The organism is Streptomyces griseiscabiei, assembly GCF_020010925.1.
GTDB lineage: Bacteria > Actinomycetota > Actinomycetes > Streptomycetales > Streptomycetaceae > Streptomyces > Streptomyces griseiscabiei.
In genome coordinates this window covers 2656376-2673573 of sequence record NZ_JAGJBZ010000002.1, presented here as the reverse complement: position 1 = coordinate 2673573, position 17198 = coordinate 2656376, and the positions used below count along the sequence as shown (strand labels likewise).

15 protein-coding genes are annotated in these 17198 nt (G+C 73.8%); 8 read left to right on the top strand and 7 right to left on the bottom strand.

The genetic code is table 11. The features are described from left to right. Positions 1 to 129 precede the first annotated feature (129 nt). Positions 130 to 1170: a PHP domain-containing protein gene (locus J8M51_RS28930; protein ID WP_086763521.1), complete on the top strand. Its 1041-nt coding sequence runs from the start codon at positions 130 to 132 to the stop codon at positions 1168 to 1170. 241 nt (positions 1171 to 1411) lie between these two features. Here J8M51_RS28930 and J8M51_RS28925 read toward each other — a convergent pair whose 3' ends face one another. Then, positions 1412 to 2068, bottom strand: a complete 657-nt coding sequence (locus J8M51_RS28925; protein ID WP_086763523.1) for a M15 family metallopeptidase — start codon at positions 2066 to 2068, stop codon at positions 1412 to 1414. Positions 2069 to 2241: 173 nt separating this feature from the next. Between J8M51_RS28925 and J8M51_RS28920 the strand changes: the two genes are divergently transcribed. Then, complete coding sequence (locus J8M51_RS28920; protein WP_086763525.1) at positions 2242 to 3270, top strand: SDR family oxidoreductase; 1029 nt, start codon at positions 2242 to 2244, stop codon at positions 3268 to 3270. A 103-nt stretch (positions 3271 to 3373) separates the two neighbouring features. On the opposite strand, the gene J8M51_RS28915 is transcribed toward J8M51_RS28920, so the two are convergent. From J8M51_RS28915 to J8M51_RS28905, 3 genes are all read right to left on the bottom strand, one after another. Next, positions 3374 to 3634, bottom strand: coding sequence for a hypothetical protein (locus J8M51_RS28915; RefSeq protein WP_086754378.1), 261 nt, complete (start codon positions 3632 to 3634; stop codon positions 3374 to 3376). Positions 3635 to 3754: 120 nt separating this feature from the next. After that, positions 3755 to 4729 (bottom strand): phosphotransferase family protein, encoded by a 975-nt coding sequence (locus J8M51_RS28910; RefSeq protein ID WP_086754368.1) that lies wholly within the window; start codon positions 4727 to 4729, stop codon positions 3755 to 3757. A 119-nt stretch (positions 4730 to 4848) separates the two neighbouring features. Beyond that, positions 4849 to 8076, bottom strand: coding sequence for a cytochrome P450 (locus J8M51_RS28905; protein ID WP_086754370.1), 3228 nt, complete (start codon positions 8074 to 8076; stop codon positions 4849 to 4851). A gap of 201 nt (positions 8077 to 8277) precedes the next feature. On the opposite strand from J8M51_RS28905, the gene J8M51_RS28900 reads away from it, so the two are divergent. The 5 genes from J8M51_RS28900 (at position 8278) to J8M51_RS28880 (ending at position 13334) form a co-directional block, all read left to right on the top strand. Then, positions 8278 to 8868: a PAS domain S-box protein gene (locus J8M51_RS28900; RefSeq protein ID WP_179202978.1), complete on the top strand. Its 591-nt coding sequence runs from the start codon at positions 8278 to 8280 to the stop codon at positions 8866 to 8868. A gap of 97 nt (positions 8869 to 8965) precedes the next feature. Beyond that, entirely contained in the window at positions 8966 to 9460 is a 495-nt protein-coding gene (locus tag J8M51_RS28895; protein WP_086754374.1) for an FBP domain-containing protein, read from the top strand. A gap of 50 nt (positions 9461 to 9510) precedes the next feature. Further along, positions 9511 to 10767, top strand: a complete 1257-nt coding sequence (locus tag J8M51_RS28890; protein ID WP_086754376.1) for an FUSC family protein — start codon at positions 9511 to 9513, stop codon at positions 10765 to 10767. A gap of 41 nt (positions 10768 to 10808) precedes the next feature. Beyond that, positions 10809 to 11939, top strand: coding sequence for a hypothetical protein (locus J8M51_RS28885; RefSeq protein WP_267299567.1), 1131 nt, complete (start codon positions 10809 to 10811; stop codon positions 11937 to 11939). A 144-nt stretch (positions 11940 to 12083) separates the two neighbouring features. Then, positions 12084 to 13334 (top strand): lactonase family protein, encoded by a 1251-nt coding sequence (locus J8M51_RS28880; RefSeq protein ID WP_267299566.1) that lies wholly within the window; start codon positions 12084 to 12086, stop codon positions 13332 to 13334. Here J8M51_RS28880 and J8M51_RS28875 read toward each other — a convergent pair. After that, positions 13302 to 14027, bottom strand: a complete 726-nt coding sequence (locus J8M51_RS28875; protein WP_086754388.1) for a DUF2470 domain-containing protein — start codon at positions 14025 to 14027, stop codon at positions 13302 to 13304. The genes J8M51_RS28880 and J8M51_RS28875 overlap by 33 nt on opposite strands. A 118-nt stretch (positions 14028 to 14145) precedes the next feature. Continuing rightward, on the bottom strand, positions 14146 to 14754 hold the full coding sequence (locus J8M51_RS28870; RefSeq protein ID WP_086754386.1) for a TetR/AcrR family transcriptional regulator: 609 nt from the start codon (positions 14752 to 14754) through the stop codon (positions 14146 to 14148). A gap of 116 nt (positions 14755 to 14870) precedes the next feature. Between J8M51_RS28870 and J8M51_RS28865 the strand changes: the two genes are divergently transcribed. Next, positions 14871 to 16391, top strand: a complete 1521-nt coding sequence (locus J8M51_RS28865) for a cytochrome P450 (RefSeq protein WP_086754384.1) — start codon at positions 14871 to 14873, stop codon at positions 16389 to 16391. Here J8M51_RS28865 and J8M51_RS28860 read toward each other — a convergent pair. Next, complete coding sequence (locus J8M51_RS28860; RefSeq protein ID WP_256964160.1) at positions 16359 to 17189, bottom strand: pentapeptide repeat-containing protein; 831 nt, start codon at positions 17187 to 17189, stop codon at positions 16359 to 16361. The genes J8M51_RS28865 and J8M51_RS28860 overlap by 33 nt on opposite strands. Positions 17190 to 17198: the final 9 nt, after the last annotated feature.

Below are 17198 nucleotides of genomic sequence, written 5' to 3'. Positions count from 1 at the left end.
GTGGGATCGGGCGGGCCGGGCGGACGGGACCGCACCCCCGCGATCGCCCGGCCGCCGTGCGGGCGCCCGGGGGCTGGGCGACGCTGGAAACCGTGGACCGGAAGCCGTGGACCGGAGCCCGGAGGTGTCATGGATCCCGTGGAGGCCCTGGACCGGATCGCGTTCCTGCTGGAGCGGGACGGGGCCCCCACCTATCGCGTACGGGCCTTCCGTACGGCCTCGGCCGTACTCGGGGCGCTACCGGCGGACGAGGTGGCCGAGCGGGCGGCGGCGGGCTCCCTGGAGTCCCTGAAGGGCGTCGGGCCGAAGACCGCGCAGGTGGCGCGGGAGGCACTGGCCGGGGAGGTGCCCGGCTATCTGCGGAAGCTGGAGCAGACCGCCGAGGCCGCCCCGCTGACGGACGGGGACGCGGGCGCGGCGCTGAGGGAGCTGATCCGGGGCGACTGCCATGTGCACTCGGACTGGTCGGACGGCGGCAGCCCGATCGAGGAGATGGGCCGGACCGCCGCACGCCTCGGCCACGAGTGGACGGTGCTCACCGACCACTCGCCCCGGCTGACCGTCGCCCGGGGCCTGTCCCCCGAGCGGCTGCGGGAGCAGCTCGACGTGGTGGCCGCGCTCAACGAGACATGGGCGCCGTTCCGGCTGCTCACCGGCATCGAGTGCGACATCCTCGACGACGGTTCGCTGGACCAGGAGCCGGAGCTGCTGGACCGGCTGGACGTCGTGGTGGTGTCCGTGCACTCCAAGCTGCGGATGGACGCGCGCGCGATGACCCGGCGGATGGTCGCCGCGGTGCGCGACCCGCACTCCGATGTGCTGGGGCACTGCACGGGGCGGCTGGTGACCGGGCGGGGGCGGCCGGAGTCGGAGTTCGACGCGGAGGCGGTGTTCTCGGCCTGTGCGGAGACGGGCACGGCCGTGGAGATCAACTCCCGGCCGGAGCGGCTGGATCCGCCCCGGCGGCTGCTGCGGGACGCGGTGGAGGCGGGGGTGCTGTTCTCGGTCGACACGGACGCCCATGCCCCGGGGCAGCTGACATGGCAGGCGCATGGGTGTGCCCGGGCCGAGGAGTGCGGGGTGCCGGCGGAGCGGGTGGTGACGACATGGGAGGTGGAGGAGGTGCTGGGGTGGGCGCGTGACCGGGAGATCCCGGAGCGGGCGTCGTGACGCAGATCACCTGCAATGTCCGGATACGGAAGGAACACACCCTGGTACTTTCCCGTTGAACCAGCCGTGGGTGTGGATGGGACAGTGTCCCCGGGCCTCACCTTTTGCCCACAGGGACGATCGTTCGGCTGAAGCCCTGTGGAGCCTTTCGCCGAGAGGCGACCGCCATCCGCACCCACACACAGACCGCCCCGACCGTGATTCCCCCGTCCCGGTCGGGGCTTCTCCTTGTCCCGCGCGGTCAGGCGCCGAGTTCGCGCGGACCGTACAGCGCCGCCGGCGCGCCCGTCGCCAGGGCCCAGTAGCGGTCGCCGTACGACCAGTGCCACCACTCGGTGGGGTAGTTGACCAGGCCGGCCGCGGTGAGGGCGGCGCCGAGCGTCTCCCGGTGGGCGCGGGCCCCGGCGGAGATGCCGTCCGCCCCCGTGTAGCAGGCGCCGTCGCTCTCCTCGGGGCTGGCGTTGACCCGCGTGCCGAAGTCGAGTTCGCGGCCCTCGGCGTCCACCAGGGTCAGGTCCACGGCGGCGCCCGCGGAGTGCGGGGCTATCTCGGGCGGGGAGACATAGCGGCTGGCCGCTGTCCGGATACGGTCGGCGGACCAGTCGGGGTGCAGGGCGCGCTGCTCCTGCGCGTACCGCTCGAAGTACCGGCGCTGCAGCGACGGTGGGCGGTAGCCCTCGACGAACAGCAGCCGCAGCCCGTCCGGCAGCAGCGACTGGGCCTCGGCCAGCCGGTCCAGCACGCCCGCGCGCAGATGGGCGTAGGCGCCCGTGGCGTCGGCCTTGCGCTCGTCGACCAGCAGGGAGCCTGACCGGCGTACGTCGACGAGCGGCTCGTCGCGGTCGTGGACGGGTACCGCCGCCACCTTCGGGTCGGACATCAGGATGATCTCGGTCATGGACCGATCATCCCCCGGGGGTGCCCCGCCCCCTCGGGAATCGGCCAGGCCGGGGGCTTCGCGGGGGCGGGTCCGGTGGTGGCCGCGTGCATCGCCGGGGGCCGGGTACCCGTGCGCCGCCCGCGCGGGGCGTGGGCAGCCCTGGACGACTCGAAGCGCGAGAGGGGTCAGCGGTGAACGGAGAATCCGGCACGGAGATCGTGGTCACCGGCGCCACCGGCAATGTGGGGACCAGCCTCGTACGGCTGCTCGCCGAGGACGCGGACGTGGGCCGGATCCGGGGGCTGGCCCGTCGCGTCCCGTCGTGGGCACCCGCGAAGACGGACTGGTCGGCCATGGACGTGGGGTCCGAGAAGACCGATCTGGCGGAGGTGTTCGAGGGCGCGGACGCGGTCGTCCATCTCGCGTGGGCGTTCCAGCCGACGCACGATCCGGCCACGACCTGGCGGACCAATGTGCTGGGCAGCATCCGGGTCTTCGAGGCGGTGGCGGCGGCCAAGGTCCCGACCCTGGTGCACGCCTCGTCGGTCGGCGCCTACTCGCCGGGCCCCAAGGGCCGCGCGGTCGACGAGTCGTGGCCCACGCACGGCTGGCCGGACGCCGCGTACTGCCGGGAGAAGGCCTATCTGGAACGCGCCCTGGACTCCTTCGAGCACACGCATCCCGGGGTGCGGGTGGTGCGGATGCGGCCCGCGTTCCTGTTCAAGCGGGAGTCGGCGAGCGAGCAGCGCCGGATCTTCGGCGGGCGTTTCCTGCCGGGGCAGCTGGCCCGGCCCGAGCTGCTGCCGTTCCTGCCCGACATCCCCGGCCTCAAGGTGCAGACCCTGCACACCGACGACGCCGCCCGGGCGTACCGGCTGGCGCTGCGCTCCGAGGTCCGCGGCGCCTTCAACCTCGCGGCCGAGTCCCCCGTGGACGCCGAGCTGCTCGGCGAGGTGCTGGGGTCCCGTCCGGTGCGGCTGCCCCGGGCCGCGGCCCGCTCGGCGGTCGCCGCCGCCTGGAACCTGCGGCTGCTGCCCGCCTCGCCGCACCTCTTCGACGCCGTACTGCGGCTGCCGCTGATGGACTCCTCCAGGGCCCGCGACGAACTGCGCTGGCGGCCCGAGCGGACGGCCGTGGAGGTGCTGGAGGAGTTCCTGGAGGGGCTGCGTCAGGGAGCCGGGGCGGAGACGGAACCGCTGCGGGGGCGGAAGGCCGGCTGAGGGCGCCCCGCGCATCGCGGACGCCATGACGGCGCCTCCCCGGGTCCCACCGGGGAGGCGCCGAGTCCTGGCGCGTCACTGTCGTTGCGTCACTGTCGGTACGTCATCCGGAGGGCTCGTCGGGGACGGGCTGCTCGGGGTTGACGGCACCCGACCGCGGTGCGCCCTGCCTGCCGGTACCCGCCTCGTCCGTGTCGGGCACGTCGGTGGCCTTGTCGGCCGTCTCGTCGTCCCGGTCGTCGCCGGTGGCACTGCTCGGCGCCACCTCCCACGGGTCCTCGCCCTCGTGGGCCTGCTGGTCGGGCAGGTCCCTCGGTACCGGGTCCGCGTGCTCGCCGGGACCCTCCAGCCGGTGATCGGTCACGGCGTGCTCCTTCCTGTCGTGCACCGGGCGCGGGTACCTCGGTCCGGGCGGCCCAAACCAGGTGATCCATGGACCGCCGTGAACCGCCGTGAACCACCGTGGACCGCCGTGTCCCGCCCGTCAGGAGAGGTCCCGCAGCTCCTCCAGGGCCGCCGTCAGCCGCGGTGCGACCTCCTCCCGCCGCCACCCGACGTGCCCGTCGTCCATCGCCCGGGGCACCACCTCGATCAGCATGATCAGGTAGAGGTAGCTGCGGTAGAGGGCGTAGCGACGGCGGACCGAGGGCGTGAACCCGATCTCCCCGCCCGCCTCTTGATAGCCCGTCAGGAAATCGGCGTCCTGTCCGATGTCGCCGAGCAGCGCCAGGGAGACGAAGTCGGCGACCGGGTCGCCCCAGAACATGCGCTCGCCGTCGATCAGACCCCCGACACGCGGCGACTCCCCGCGCTCGACGAGGATGTTGCCCTGCCACAGGTCGAAGTGGACCAGCTTCGGCACGGTCACCTCGTCGAGGGCGTCGTACGCGAGCCGGGCGGTGCGGGCCACCTCGTCCACGGGGAGGGGCAGCCAGGCCCGGAAGCGGCGGGCGTCGTCGAGGACGCCGTCGTAGAGGGCGGCGAAGGCCGTACGCCAGTCGGCGGTGAGCGGACCGAACACACCCGACGGATAACCGAAGCCGGGGCCGGTCACCCGGTGGAGCCGGGCCACCAGACCGCCCAACTCCCTGCGCAGCCGCGCCTCCTGGCCGGGCTCCAGCCCCTCCCAACCCCCACCCGGGCAGTGGGTGAGCAGGATGTGCCGGCCGGCGGGTGCGCTCTCGTCGAGGGCGACTCCGGCCACCCGTGGCGCGGGAACGCCGACGGTCCCGGCGCCCCGGCAGAACTCGGCCTCGCCGCCGAGGAGTTCGCGCTCATGGGTCAGGCCCGGCGCGGTGGGCGGCGGGGGGATCTTGAGGATCAGCCGGGTGCCGTCGGTGAGGCGCAGTTCCTCGACGGTGTTGTACGTGCCGCCGTCGAGCGGCAGCCGCTCGGCGAGGCTTTCGGGCGGCAGACCCGCCGCCGCCAGGACGAGCCGCGCCCGCTCCTCGTCGTCCACTCCGGTCCCCCGTCTCGCCCCTGTCGCGCCGATCACGGCCGTGCGGGCCCACTCTGCCAGGTGGGCCCGCACGGTCGCAGGCCTGATCCGCCCGCGACGGGAGGATCAGGCCATGGCGCTCAGCCCGCCGTGTAGACGTCCTCCACATAGCGGCCCGAGGCGATCAGGTCGTCCAGCCACCGCCCGGAGTCGGCGCCGGGGTTCCGCGCGGCGTGGACCGTACGGAACGCCTCGCGGACGCCGGGTGCCATGCGGGAGCCGTCGCCGCAGACGTACACACGGGCGCCGGCGTCCAGCAGGGCACCCACCTCGTCGGCCTCGGCGGTGATCCGGTGCTGGACGAAGGCGGCGCCGTCGACCGGGGCGGCGCTGAAGGCGGGGCGGAGCGAGACGGCTCCGGCGGTCTCGGCGGCGCGGAGCTCGTCGGCGTGCAGGAAGTCCGCGTCCGGGGCGTCGCAGCCGAAGTAGCAGAGGGCGGGGGCGAGTTCACTGCCCGAGGCGGCCCGTGCGACCCGGTCGGCGACGGCGCCGCGGAAGGGAGCGAGGCCGGTGCCGGCGGAGACCATGATGACCGGTGCCGGGTCGTCGTGCCCGATCCGGAAGGCCTCGCGGCACGGCTGGATCCGGGCGAGGAGGGTGTCGCCGGGCTTGACCGTGTTCAGGTAGCCCGAGCCGACACCGGTGTAGAGGCCGTCGCCGGAGCGGGCCGGGGTCCGGAGCAGGGAGACCATCAGGTCGGCGTGGGCCGGGTCGGTGGCCGGTGAGGACGAGATCGAGTAGTGGCGGGGACGCAGCGGGGTGAGCAGGTCGAGGAGGGCCGGCCAGGTCAGGGCACCGCGCAGGGCCGGGTTGGCCTCGATCACCTCGACCAGGGTGCCGTGCTCGGTTCCGTCGGCCGCGCTCGCGGCGAGGGCGGCGCGCTCCGGCGGGCAGGGGTCGGCGGCGGCCAGTGCGGAGAGCTGGTCGGGCGTCGGCCGGGTCTGCAACTCCACGTGGTGGGACAGAAGTTGGTGCGCCGTCACCGGTCGGTCGACGGCGATGCCGTCGCGGCGCCGGGAACGGATGTCGAGGACGTCGTCCGGGTCGAGCCCCAGCGCGGTGACGGCCCGCCGGACGAGCGCCGGGTCGTTGACGGGCAGCACGGTCAGATGGTCGCCGGTGCGGTAGGCGGCGCCCTCGGGCAGGGCGAGCCGGACGAAGCGCTTGGCGCGCGGGTGGCCGGGGGCGGTGAGGTCGTACGCCTCGGTGACGGTCATCGGGGTCAGTCCGTGGCGCTCGGCGACGGCGTGCAGCGGGCCGCCGGTGAGGGTGCGGACCTCGTGGGCGGAGGCGGGCGCCCGGTGGTCGGAGGCGGGCGGCTCGTCGGCGCCGGTGGTGGCGTCCGGGTCGCCGTACTCCTTCAGCAGCGCGGTGCGCAGGCCGGCCGTGAAGGCGCGGACGGCGCCGGTGAGGTCGCCGGAGGCGTCGGCGGCGGCGCGGTCCAGCAGACGGGTGCCGCCGAGTGCGGCGAGGCGTTCGTCGATGCGGGCCGGGACGTGCTGGTAGGTGGCGGCCCAGTTGCGGTCGCCGACGCCGAGGACGGCGTAACTGCCGGTGAAGGCGGCCTCGTCGGTGTCGAGCTGGGCGGCGAAGGCGGTGGCGTCGTCGGTGGGGCGGCCGTTGTAGGAGGCGGCGGTGACGACGACCGGGCGGTCGGCGGGCAGCCCGCCGGCGTACGTGTCGAGGGACGCGACCTCCGTCTCCGCCCCCAACTCCGCCGCCTCTTCCGCCAGTTGAGCGGCGATCTCGCGGCAGGTGCCGTAGTTGCTGCCGTGCAGGAAGAGGGCGCGGGTGCCGGGGCGTACGCGGGTGGAAAGAGAGGTGGTCTCGTCGGACCGCGGGGCGGTGTCGGCGTACCGGGCGCCGGGCAGCGGGGCGTGCGTACGGTCGGCGGGGGTGCGCGGGGACAGGGTCAGGGTGAAGCCCTCGGGCTTCAGGGTGAGGGTCTCCTTGACCGTGAGGGCGTAGTCGGTGTGGTCGTGCGGCCGGTAGCGGTGGACGAGCACGGCGAGCAGCATCGTCGCCTCGTGAAGGGCGAACTGCCGTCCGATGCAGGCGCGTTCGCCGGTGCCGAAGGGCTTGAAGGCGTGCGGGGAGCGGGCCTCCTCCGCCTCGGCGGTGAACCGGGAGGGGTCGAAGAGCTCGGGGTTGTCGCCCCAGACGGGCTGCCGGTGCAGCGTCGGGCCGAGCACGGTCACCGTCTGTCCGGCGCGCAGGGGGATCCGGCCGCCGAGCAGGGTGTCCTCGCGGGCGTACCGGGTGAACGCGGCGGCCGTCGGCCACAGCCGCAGCGCCTCGTTCAGCACCTGCCGGGTGTACGTCAGCCGTCCGACCTCGTCGAACGTCGGCTCGGGGTCGGCCTCGTCGCCCCACAGGGCGTCGACCTCGCGCCGCACGAGCTGGAGGACGGCCGGCTGCTTGGCCAGGTGGTACAGCGCGAAGGACATCGCGCCGGAGGTCGTCTCATGGCCGGCGATGAGGAAGGTGATGACCTGGTTGCGGATGTTGGCGGTGTCCAGGGTGGTGCCGTCGGCCGGGTGCTCGGCGGTGAGCATGAGCCCGAGCAGGTCGTCGGTGCCCGTCTCCCCCGACCGCAGGCGGGCGGCGATGACGTCGTCGACGACCCCGGCGAGGTACTCGGCGTCCGCCCGGAAGGCGGCGTCCGCGGCTGTGTGGTCGTCGCCGGGAAGCCGGCTCAGCCGGTTCATGCTCCACTCCAGACAGCGGACCATGGCCTCGACGAAGGGGTGGGGTTCGTCGCGCTCGAAGGAGCCGAAGTCGTAGCCGAAGCCGGCGAGTCCGATCGTGTCGAGGGTCATCCGGGTCATGTCGTCCGCCACGTTCACGGCCTGCCCGGTGGCGCTCGCCCGGTCCCAGGAGTCGATCAGCCTGCGGGCCACCCGCAGCATCACCGGGTGGTACGTCCGCATCGAGCCCAGCGCGAACGCCGGCATCAGGATGTCGTGCGCCTTCGCCCAGTTCGGCTCGTCGCCGTACGCGGTGAACAGTCCGTCGGCGGCGAACTCCCGGACGTTCTCCAGCGCGGGACCGACGGCCTTGGCGAACCGGGTCTCGTCGGACAGGTCGGCGACCAGGTCGAGATCCGCGACGAACAGGGTGTCCCGCCCGTGCAGCCGCCGTACGAGCACGGGCCCGTGGTCCCGCATCAGGCCCATGACCTGCTGGACGGGGGTGCTTCCGGGTCCCGTGGCGGAGATGTCGACGACGGGGACGCCGTGGGGGGCGTCGGGGTTCCGGTCGGCCGTGGTGGACTCGGCGGGCTTCGAGTGCGGCGCGGTGGGGGGCATGGCGCGACAACTGCCTTTCACGGTGCGGAAGTACGGGGTACCGCGTTCCAGGGTTGCCGCCGAGGGCCGCTGACTCGTGCCATCGCACTACATGATTGTGTAGGAGCGGACCACGTTACGGGGTTGCGCGGCGGCGAGCGAGGGGCGGGGACCGGGGTGGAGCTGCGGCAGGGAGACGCCGTCCTGTGGAGGAATCGGGCGATGGCCCTCTTCGACCGCATCCCGATGCCGGTGGCCGTCTGCGACGTGTACGGCTCCGTGGTGCTGGCGAACCCCGCGATGGCGACCGAGTGGGGCACGACTCCGGGGAGCCTGCGCGGGCGTGAGGTGCTGGAGCTGTTCCGTCCGCAGGAGGCGACGCAGGTCGAGCGGATCGCGCACGCGCTGCGGCTCCGGCACCGTTCGCGCTACCCGGTGTCGGTGCGCTGGGACACCTCCGACGGGGGGCGCCGGCACGGCGAACTGACCGCCGACCCGATCAGCGACGGCCCCGACGTCACCCCGTCGCTCCTGGTCCTGGTCCGTGTCCTCGGCGACCTCCCGGCGCCGGCCGACCCGACGCCCGCTCCCCCGGCGAGCCCCACCGAGGCCCGCATCCTGGCCCTCCTCGCGGGCGGCGCCACGACCGCCCGTGCCGCCCGTGACACCGGTCTCACCGTCGACGGCGTCAACTACCACCTGCGCCGTCTCTCCGCCCGCTGGTCCGCCACCGGCCGCACCGAACTGGTGGCCCGCGCCTATGCGTCGGGGGTGCTGGACCCCGGCGTGTGGCCGCCTCGACCCCTGCTCTGAAATCCATTGGCCCCCCGCCGGGCAGGAGACTAACTTAGGAGAAAACCTAGTGACCCTAGGCTGTATCCGATAGTCGACCCTCCCGGGAGGAACCACCATGAAGCCGCTCACCGAGCAGGACATCCGCGGCTCGTTCGTCAACTGCTCCAAGGGCGAGGCGAAGCGGATCGCCCTCCCCCGCGATCTGGAGCGACGGCCCTGGGAGCACCTGGACTTCCTCGGCTGGCGGGACCCGGGGGCGCCCGACCGGAGCTATCTGGTCACCGAGCGCGCCGGCCGGCCCGTCGGCGTCACCCTGCGGTTCCCCTCGGCGCAGCGCGGCCTGCTGCACCGGAGCATGTGCTCGCTGTGCCTGACGACCCACCGGGGCAGCGGGGTCTCGCTGATGACGGCACGCAAGGCGGGCGCCGCCGGACGCGAGGGGAACTCGGTCGGTGTGTACATGTGCGCCGACCTGGCGTGTTCGCTGTACGTACGCGGGAGGAAGCCGCTCGACACGGGGAGCCGGTTCGAGGAGAGCCTCACCCTGGACGAGCAGATCGCCCGCACGGTGTCCCATCTGTCCGGATTCCTGGACCGGCTGTACGACTGAGCGTCCCGCCCGTGAGTTCGACCAGGAGGTGGAACGGGAACAGCGCAAGGATGCGAGACGTAAGTGACGTGGGAGCCCTGATCGACGCACGGGTCCGGAAGTGGCGGCAGGATCCGGTGATCGTGCAGGCGGTACGGTCGGCGGCAGCGGCCACCGTGGCCTATGTGGTGGCGTTGCAGCTCAGTGCGGAGGCCGCACCTCTCACGGCACCGCTGACCGCGCTCCTCGTCGTCCAGGTGACCCTCTACTCCACGATCACCACGGGCATCCGCCGGGTGAACGCGGTGGTCGCCGGCGTCGTCATCGCCATCGGCTTCAGCGCCCTGGTGGGCCTCACCTGGTGGAGCCTCGCGATGATCATCCTGTCCTCGCTCGCGGTGGGGCATCTGGTGCGGGTGAGCGAGTTCGTGCCCGAGGTGGCGATCAGCGCGATGCTGGTGCTCGGGGTGACCAGGGTCGGCGACACGGCCTGGGACCGGGTCCTGGAGACGCTGATCGGCGCGGTCGTCGGGCTCGCCTTCAATCTGCTGCTCGCTCCCCCGGTGTGGGTGGAGGCGGCCGGTGAGTCCATCGAGGACCTGGCGCGGCGGATGCGGCGGCTGATGATCCGGGTCGGCGAGGAGGCCGCGGGCCGCACCCCGGCTCAGGCCGCGGCGGCGCGGCTCCACGAGGCCCGCAAGCTCGACTTCGACATCGTCGAGGTGGACGCCGCCCTCCAGCAGGCGGAGGACAGTCTGAAGCTCAATCCGCGGGTACGGGAGGGGCTGCTGCACCGGGTCGTGCTGCGCACCGGGCTGGACACGCTGGAGATCTGCACGGTGGTCCTGCGGGTGCTGGCCCGGACCCTGACCGACCTCGCCAAGGAGCGGGAGCCGAGCCCGCTGTTCTCGCCGCGGGTGGGGGCCGCCGTCGAGCAGTTGCTCGCCGAGATCGGTGACGCGGTGGTCAGCTTCGCCGTGCTGGTCACCACCGATGTCAGCCGGAGCGCCGAGTCCGCGGAGGCCCGGCTCACCGCCGAGCTGTCGACTGCCGTCGCGACCCGGGACAAGCTGGCCCGGCTGCTGCTGGAGGACGTCCGGCGCGACGCCCGCCAGTGGCAGCTGCACGGCGCCGTGCTGACCGAGGTCAACCGCATGCTCGACGAACTGGACACCGAGCACCGCTCGCAGCGGCTGCTGGAGGAGCTCGACCGCTGCACCCGGGAACAGCGCGAGCGCTCCCCCCGGCTCACGCGCCTGCGCGACCGCGTGCGCGTCGCGCGCCCCCGCGGCCGGAACCGCTCCGGCCTCGCCGGACGTACTAGGTGACGTCCACCTGACGTCCTACGCCATCGAGGGGAGCGTACGGAATGACCGAAGGCGCCGTACGGATCGACGGGACCACGCTGCGACTGCCGGGCGGGGTACGGGTGCGCTTCATCCGCACCCTGCGCCTGCCGGAGACGGGGACACACCAACTCCCGCCCGGACTGGGCGACTTCCCGATCCGCCGGGTCGAGGACTTTCCGGACACCGCTCCCGAGGAGATGCGGGCGCGCGGCGGGGTGATGCTCCCCGTGTATCTGCGGGAGGCGATGTGGCTGCACTTCGGCGGTTCCACGGAACCGTCCGCGCTGCAGGTCGGCGTCGGCAAGGTGTGCGCGGTGTCGGGCAGGCCGTGGAGCGGCTCGCTCGTCCGTGATCCGCAGAACTATGTGGTGCTGCCGCGTCAGCCGTGGCTGGACGGCATCAACTCCGGCAAGGGCACGGTCCGGCAGTTCGTGGCCGTCCCCCTCGGGCTCGGCGCGACGGTCGAGGGCCAGGTCACCGGCGAGGAGGTGTTCGGCGGGGTCCAGTTGCAGTCGTTCCCGCTCGGCGACGAGCGGCTCGCACGGTGGCGGGAGGAGGAGCGGCTGCGGGCCGAACGGGAGCGGTCGCTCGGCGAGTTGAGCACCACCACCCTCTTCGCCGGCACGGGTCCGGTACCGATGCCGCCGGGCGCCGCGCCGATGCCGCCCCCGTCGACCGGCGGCCCGACGGCGGCGCCCACGGCCGCGCCGATGGCGGCTCCCGGGGCGGCCCGTGCGCGCAGCGCTCCCGCCGCCCCGCGCCGGGCGCCCGCCGCGATGGGTCTCGGTGTCGGGGGTTCGATGCGTCAGGAGGTCTACCGGGACACCTGGCCGCGCGGCAGCTGGACCGAGCAGCCCGCCGGGCGGGTCTTCGTGCATCTGGTGACGCCTCCCGAGTGGCGCCGGATCACCGGTGAGGCACCGCCGCCGTCCCCGGTGGACCGCGCGGCGTACACCCGGGCGGGGCTGCCCTGGTTCGCGTACTACGACGAGGACGGCCACGACCTCGACCCGGCCGACGCCCTCGGCACGGTGAAGCCGGTCGGTGACTGGCTCGGCGACGACCTCGACCCGTGGCAGGCGCCCGCTCCCGGCCAGGTGAAGCCGCTCGGGGACGCGCCGGGCAAGCCGGTCCAGGACGGTGACTGGTAGCGGCCCCGGCCACCCCCGCCGGGGTGACGGCGGGCGTCGCACGGCACGCGACGCCCGCCGTCGTCTTTGCCCCGCCTTTGCGCTCAGGTGCTCGTACCCGTCAAGGTGGTGACGGCAGCGACGAGCGACACCCGAGGTGCACGAATGACGAGTGAGGCGGCGGACCGAGGCGGCTGGAGCAGGCGCCGTGTCCTGGGCCTGCTGGCGGGGGCGGCCGTACCGGTCGGCGCGGCCGGCTGCGGAGGCTCCGACGAGGCGGCCGGCCCCGCCGCGTCCTCCCCCGCGGTGAACGCCCCGACAGCCCCCTCACCGGCTACGGAGACCGGCACCGGGTCCGCGTCCACCTCCCCCTCCGCCGCCCGCTCGGGCCCCCGGCCGCTCTACATCGGCACGTACACCTCGGCCGAGGGCGGCGGCACCGGGATCGGCGTGGCCACGTACGACGCGCGCGGCGGCCGTGTCGTGGGCAAGGGGACGATCACCGGGGTCCCCGACCCGTCGTATCTCGCCGTGCACCCGGACGGGCGGACGCTGTACGCGGTGAACGAGCGCACCGACGGCGGGGTGACCGCCGTGCGGCTGTCCGACCGGAAGGTGCTCGGCACCCGCAGCAGCGGCGGCGAGGCGCCGTGTCAGCTGTCGGTGCATCCGAGCGGCCGGTGGCTGCTGAGCGCGAACTACGGCACCGGCAGTGTCGCCGTGCACCCGGTCGAGGAGTCGGGGGCGCTGGGCGAGCGCACGGATCTGGTGGTGCACAGCAGTCCGGCGCCGGGCCCCGGTCAGGACGGGCCGCACGCGCACCAGGTCGTCACCAGCCCCGACGGCGGTCATGTCCTCGCCGTCGACCTGGGCACCGACACGGTCTACACCTACCGTCTGAACGAGTCCGAGGGCACGCTCACCGAGGTCTCCCGGGCGCGCACCCGGTCCGGCGCGGGACCGCGGCACCTCACCTTCCATCCGGGCGGCCGGTACGCCTATCTGGCCAACGAGCTGGACGACACGGTGGTGGTCTGCGCCTACGATCCGGGCAGCGGGCGGCTCACCCCGGGCGCCCCGCAGTCCACGGGCACGGGTGCGGGCACGAACTACCCGGCGCAGCTGGTCGTGACGCCGGACGGCTCGCATGCGTATCTCGCCAACCGGGGGCACGACAGTCTGACGCGGTACGCGGTGGAGGCGGACGGCGCCCGGCTGCGGCTGCTCGACACAGTGCCGGCCGGCGGGGACTTCCCGCGGCAGATCGCGCTGTCGCCGGACGGGGGGCTGCTGTTCGCCGCGTTGCAGCGGTCGAGCGCGGTGAGTGTCTTCCGGGTCGACCCCGGCAGCGGTGAACTGCGGCGCGCGGGCGCGCCGTTCACCTCACCCGTCGCCGTCTGTGCGCTGCCGCTGTAGGGCGCGCGGGCAGGACGCGGCGCTCGCCTGGGAGAGCAGGACGTGCATCCGCTCGGTGAGCTGCGCCATGTCGTTCGCGGGCTTGTGGAACGTCAGCCGTACGTCGCCGTTGCCGCGGGCCCGCTCGATGCGCAGGGTCAGTCCGTGCCGGTCGACGGCGAGCGGCTGGACGCGAACGGCGCCGTGCAGGCTGTCGTGCGGGACGAGCCGGGTGAGGCGTTCGACGGCGTCGGGGTGAGCGTCGGCGAGATGGGTCAGCAGCCGGGACTCGGCCGTGGCCAGCGGGTCCGGTGCGGCGGCGGCGAACTCGTCGAGGTCGACGACGACCGCGCCGGACGGCTCGCGCAGCACGATCCGGGTGGCTTTGAACTCCAGGTCGCCGTCCTTCGGCGCGAACCAGCCGGCGATCCACAGCCGGGCCCGGATGCGGTTGCGCACGGGGACGGGCGCCACGTCGGCGAACTCCAGCACGGCGGACGGCTCGCCGCGCGGCGCGCAGATCGCGGCGGCGACGAGCGTACTGTCCTCGGGGACGCACAGGATCACCCGGCCGTCCTCGGTGACGCTGTGCGCGCCGACGAACTCCTCGCGGCCGCCCTCGGCGGTCACCGCGCAGGACCATGCCGCCGCGAGCACCGAGCGGGCACGCTCCGCCGCGGCGGGCGCGGCCGTCCAGGTGTGACGGTCACCCATCCCAAACCTCCCTTAGGTAAGCCTTGCCTAACCTATCGAAGATCGGGGCGTACGCCAACCACCGGCGTCCAGTCCGTGGACTTCTCGTTCCCCGCGGCGAACCGACCGGGGCACCGGCTCAGGGGGTGAGCACCCCGAACAGCGCCCGCGCGCAGAGGTCCCGCACCTGCTCGCGGGAGAACTCCGCGCCCCTCAGCCACTCCAGACAGACGGCCGTGGTGAACGACAGCCAGCCACGCACCGCGAGACGGGTCTCCGGCCGCGCGTCGAGCGCCGCCGCGAACTCGGCGTCCGAGGCGAGCGCCGCCAGGATTTGCGCCTCCTGCGCGGCCAGCGCGCGCTGGTAGACCCTGCGCACGGCCTGGTCGCCGGTGGCGTCCGCGCGGTGGAAGGCCCGGAAGCCGTGGGCGTGTTCCTCGACATGGAGCAGAAACGCGTCCAGGCCGTTCCCGAGCCGCTCGCGCGCCGACCGGCCCGGTGCCGGGTGCATGATCCGCAGCATCCGCTCGCTCTCGCGCTCCACCACGGCCGCGAAGAAGACCCGCTTGTTCGGGAAGTAGTGGTAGAGCAGCCCCCGGGAGACGCCGGCGATCTCGGCCACCTGCTCGATCCACACGTCGTCGTACGCGCTCTCCGAGAAGAGCCGGGCCCCCACCGCGAGGAGCTGCTCGCGCCGCTCCTCGGTGCTGAGCCGGCGCCGCGGGCGCTCTCCCTGCCTGGCTGCCATACCGGCACCTTACTTGACGTGGGTTCAACAACGGGACGAGACTGAAACCGCTATTGAACCCGAGTACAACAGCCGTGACGGCCGCGCCACGGCGTGCGCGTGAGGGAGATGTGGTCATGACGGCGACGACAGGGGCGACGGCTGTCAGGGGATTCCGCAGCGCCGAACTGGGCTGGCCCGAGCTGCACCGCATCCCGCACCCGCCGTACCGGATACCCGTCGTCGGCGACGCGCTGGGCACGAATGTGCGGACGCCGGTCCAGGAGTCCGTGCGCCTCGGGCGCCGGCTCGGGCCGATCTTCCGGCGGAAGGCGTTCGGCAAGGAGGTCGTCTTCGTCGGGGGCGCCGCGCTGGCGGCCGAGATGGCGGACGAGTCGCGGTTCGCCAAGCATGTCGGCGTCGGTGTCGCCAATCTGCGCCCGGTGGCCGGGGACGGACTCTTCACGGCGTACAACCACGAGCCCAACTGGCAGCTGGCGCACGACGTCCTCGCCCCCGGCTTCAGCCGGGACGCCATGGCCGGCTACCACCCGATGATGCTCGACGTCGCCGAGCGGCTGACGGAGCACTGGGACCGGGCGGGGGCGGCGGGCGAGACCGTGGACGTGCCCGGCGACATGACCAAGCTGACACTGGAGACGATCGCCCGCACCGGCTTCGGCCATGACTTCGGCTCCTTCGAGCGCGACCGGCCGCACCCCTTCGTCGCCGCGATGGTCGGCACCCTGACCTACGCGCAGCGCCGCAACATCCTCCCCGACCCGCTGCTGCCGCTGCTGCGCGGCGCCGCCCGGCGCAACCAGGCGGACATGGCCTTCCTGAACGAGACGGTCGACGCGGTGGTGCGGGCCCGGCAGGCGTCCGGCGGCCGGGCCGGCAAGGGCGGCGGGGGCGGTGACGGCGATCTGCTCGACCGCATGCTGGAGACCGCGCACCCGGAGACCGGGGAGCGGCTCTCCGCCGAGAACGTACGGCGCCAGGTCATCACCTTCCTGGTCGCCGGGCACGAGACCACCTCGGGCGCCCTCTCCTTCGCCCTGCACTACCTCGCCCTCCATCCCGGCCTGGCGGCCCGCGCCCGCGCCGAGGTGGACCAGGTGTGGGGCGGCGCCGCACGGCCCGGCTACGAGCAGGTGGCGAGGCTGCGGTATCTGCGCCGGGTGCTGGACGAGGCGCTGCGGCTGTGGCCGACGGCGCCGGCCTTCTCCCGGGAGGCCCGGGAGGACACCGTGCTGGGCGGGGTCCATCCGATGCGGCGGGGTGCCTGGGCGCTGGTGCTGACGGCGATGCTGCACCGGGACCCGGAGGTGTGGGGCGCGGACGCCGAGCGGTTCGACCCGGACCGCTTCGACGCGGCGGCCGTCCGCGCGCGGGCCCCGCACACGTTCAAGCCGTTCGGGACGGGGGCGCGGGCCTGTATCGGCCGTCAGTTCGCGCTGCACGAGGCCACGTTGGTGCTGGGGCTGCTGCTGCGCCGCTACGAGCTGCGGCCGGATCCGGCGTACCGGCTGCGGGTCGCGGAACGGCTGACCCTGATGCCGGACGGGCTGCGGCTGACCGTGCGGCGGCGGGCAGGCGAAGGCACGGACGGCCCCGAGGGGGCCTCACCCCGTCCAGTGGCCGGGGCGGGTGACTGAGTCCGGCAACCGGGTGCCGGCGCTGCCGCGTGCGGCGTCGATCTGGGGCTGGGTCAGGAAGAAGGCGCCGGTCAGGTCCGCGTCGGTGAGGTCGGTGTCGCGGAGGTCGGCGCCTATCAGGTCCGCCCCGCGCAGATCGGCGCCGGTCAGGTCGGCGGCGATGAGGTAGGCGCCGCGCAGGTCGGCCGCGCGCAGGTCGGCGCCCTTGAGACGGGCGCCCATGAGGTCGGCGCCCCGCCGGTTCCGCTTGCGCCCGGCGCCCGCCCGCATCAGCGCGCTCACCTTCAGCAGCAGCTCGTTGACGCGGCCCCGGTGCGCGGCGACGTCCAGCTCCCGCAGTTCCTCGGGGGACTTCGTGGTCAGCGCCACGGTCTCGTCCCGCAGGCGGCGGAGGTCTCCACGCAGCGGGCCGGCGACGGGGAGGGTCAGCGACTCCGTCAAGTACCAGAGCAGTTCGTGGAGTTGGCGGACCACCGGGAACACGTCGAACATCCGCCGGGCGTGCTCGGGGCCGCCCGTCCGCCAGCTCTCGCCCCCGAAGGTGACCTGGGAGACCTTCTGCCCGGCGCCGAAGCAGTCGTAGACCGTGCAGCCGTTGAAGCCCTCGTCCTTCAGCCGGGTGTGGATGCCGCACCGGAAGCCGTCCCCGAGGTTGCCGCACGCCTTGCCCGCCGGCTTGTCCACGGCGAAGTCCGCCGAGCGGGCGAAGGGCAGGGCGACACAGCACAGACCGAAGCAGTCGCCGCAGTCGGCACGCAGGTCACGCAGGGCGAGGGGATCTTCGGAAGTCTGTTCCACATGGTCCAC

Bases quoted from the DNA above. Each gene is read 5' to 3' on its own strand.
- J8M51_RS28890 (WP_086754376.1), top strand. From the start codon at position 9,511: ATGCGAGACGTAAGTGACGTGGGAGCCCTGATCGACGCACGGGTCCGG.
- J8M51_RS28865 (WP_086754384.1), top strand. From the start codon at position 14,871: ATGACGGCGACGACAGGGGCGACGGCTGTCAGGGGATTCCGCAGCGCC.
- J8M51_RS28930 (WP_086763521.1), top strand. From the start codon at position 130: ATGGATCCCGTGGAGGCCCTGGACCGGATCGCGTTCCTGCTGGAGCGG.
- J8M51_RS28900 (WP_179202978.1), top strand. From the start codon at position 8,278: ATGGCCCTCTTCGACCGCATCCCGATGCCGGTGGCCGTCTGCGACGTG.
- J8M51_RS28895 (WP_086754374.1), top strand. From the start codon at position 8,966: ATGAAGCCGCTCACCGAGCAGGACATCCGCGGCTCGTTCGTCAACTGC.
- J8M51_RS28880 (WP_267299566.1), top strand. From the start codon at position 12,084: ATGACGAGTGAGGCGGCGGACCGAGGCGGCTGGAGCAGGCGCCGTGTC.
- J8M51_RS28905 (WP_086754370.1), bottom strand. From the start codon at position 8,076: ATGCCCCCCACCGCGCCGCACTCGAAGCCCGCCGAGTCCACCACGGCC.
- J8M51_RS28870 (WP_086754386.1), bottom strand. From the start codon at position 14,754: ATGGCAGCCAGGCAGGGAGAGCGCCCGCGGCGCCGGCTCAGCACCGAG.
- J8M51_RS28885 (WP_267299567.1), top strand. From the start codon at position 10,809: ATGACCGAAGGCGCCGTACGGATCGACGGGACCACGCTGCGACTGCCG.
- J8M51_RS28875 (WP_086754388.1), bottom strand. From the start codon at position 14,027: ATGGGTGACCGTCACACCTGGACGGCCGCGCCCGCCGCGGCGGAGCGT.
- J8M51_RS28925 (WP_086763523.1), bottom strand. From the start codon at position 2,068: ATGACCGAGATCATCCTGATGTCCGACCCGAAGGTGGCGGCGGTACCC.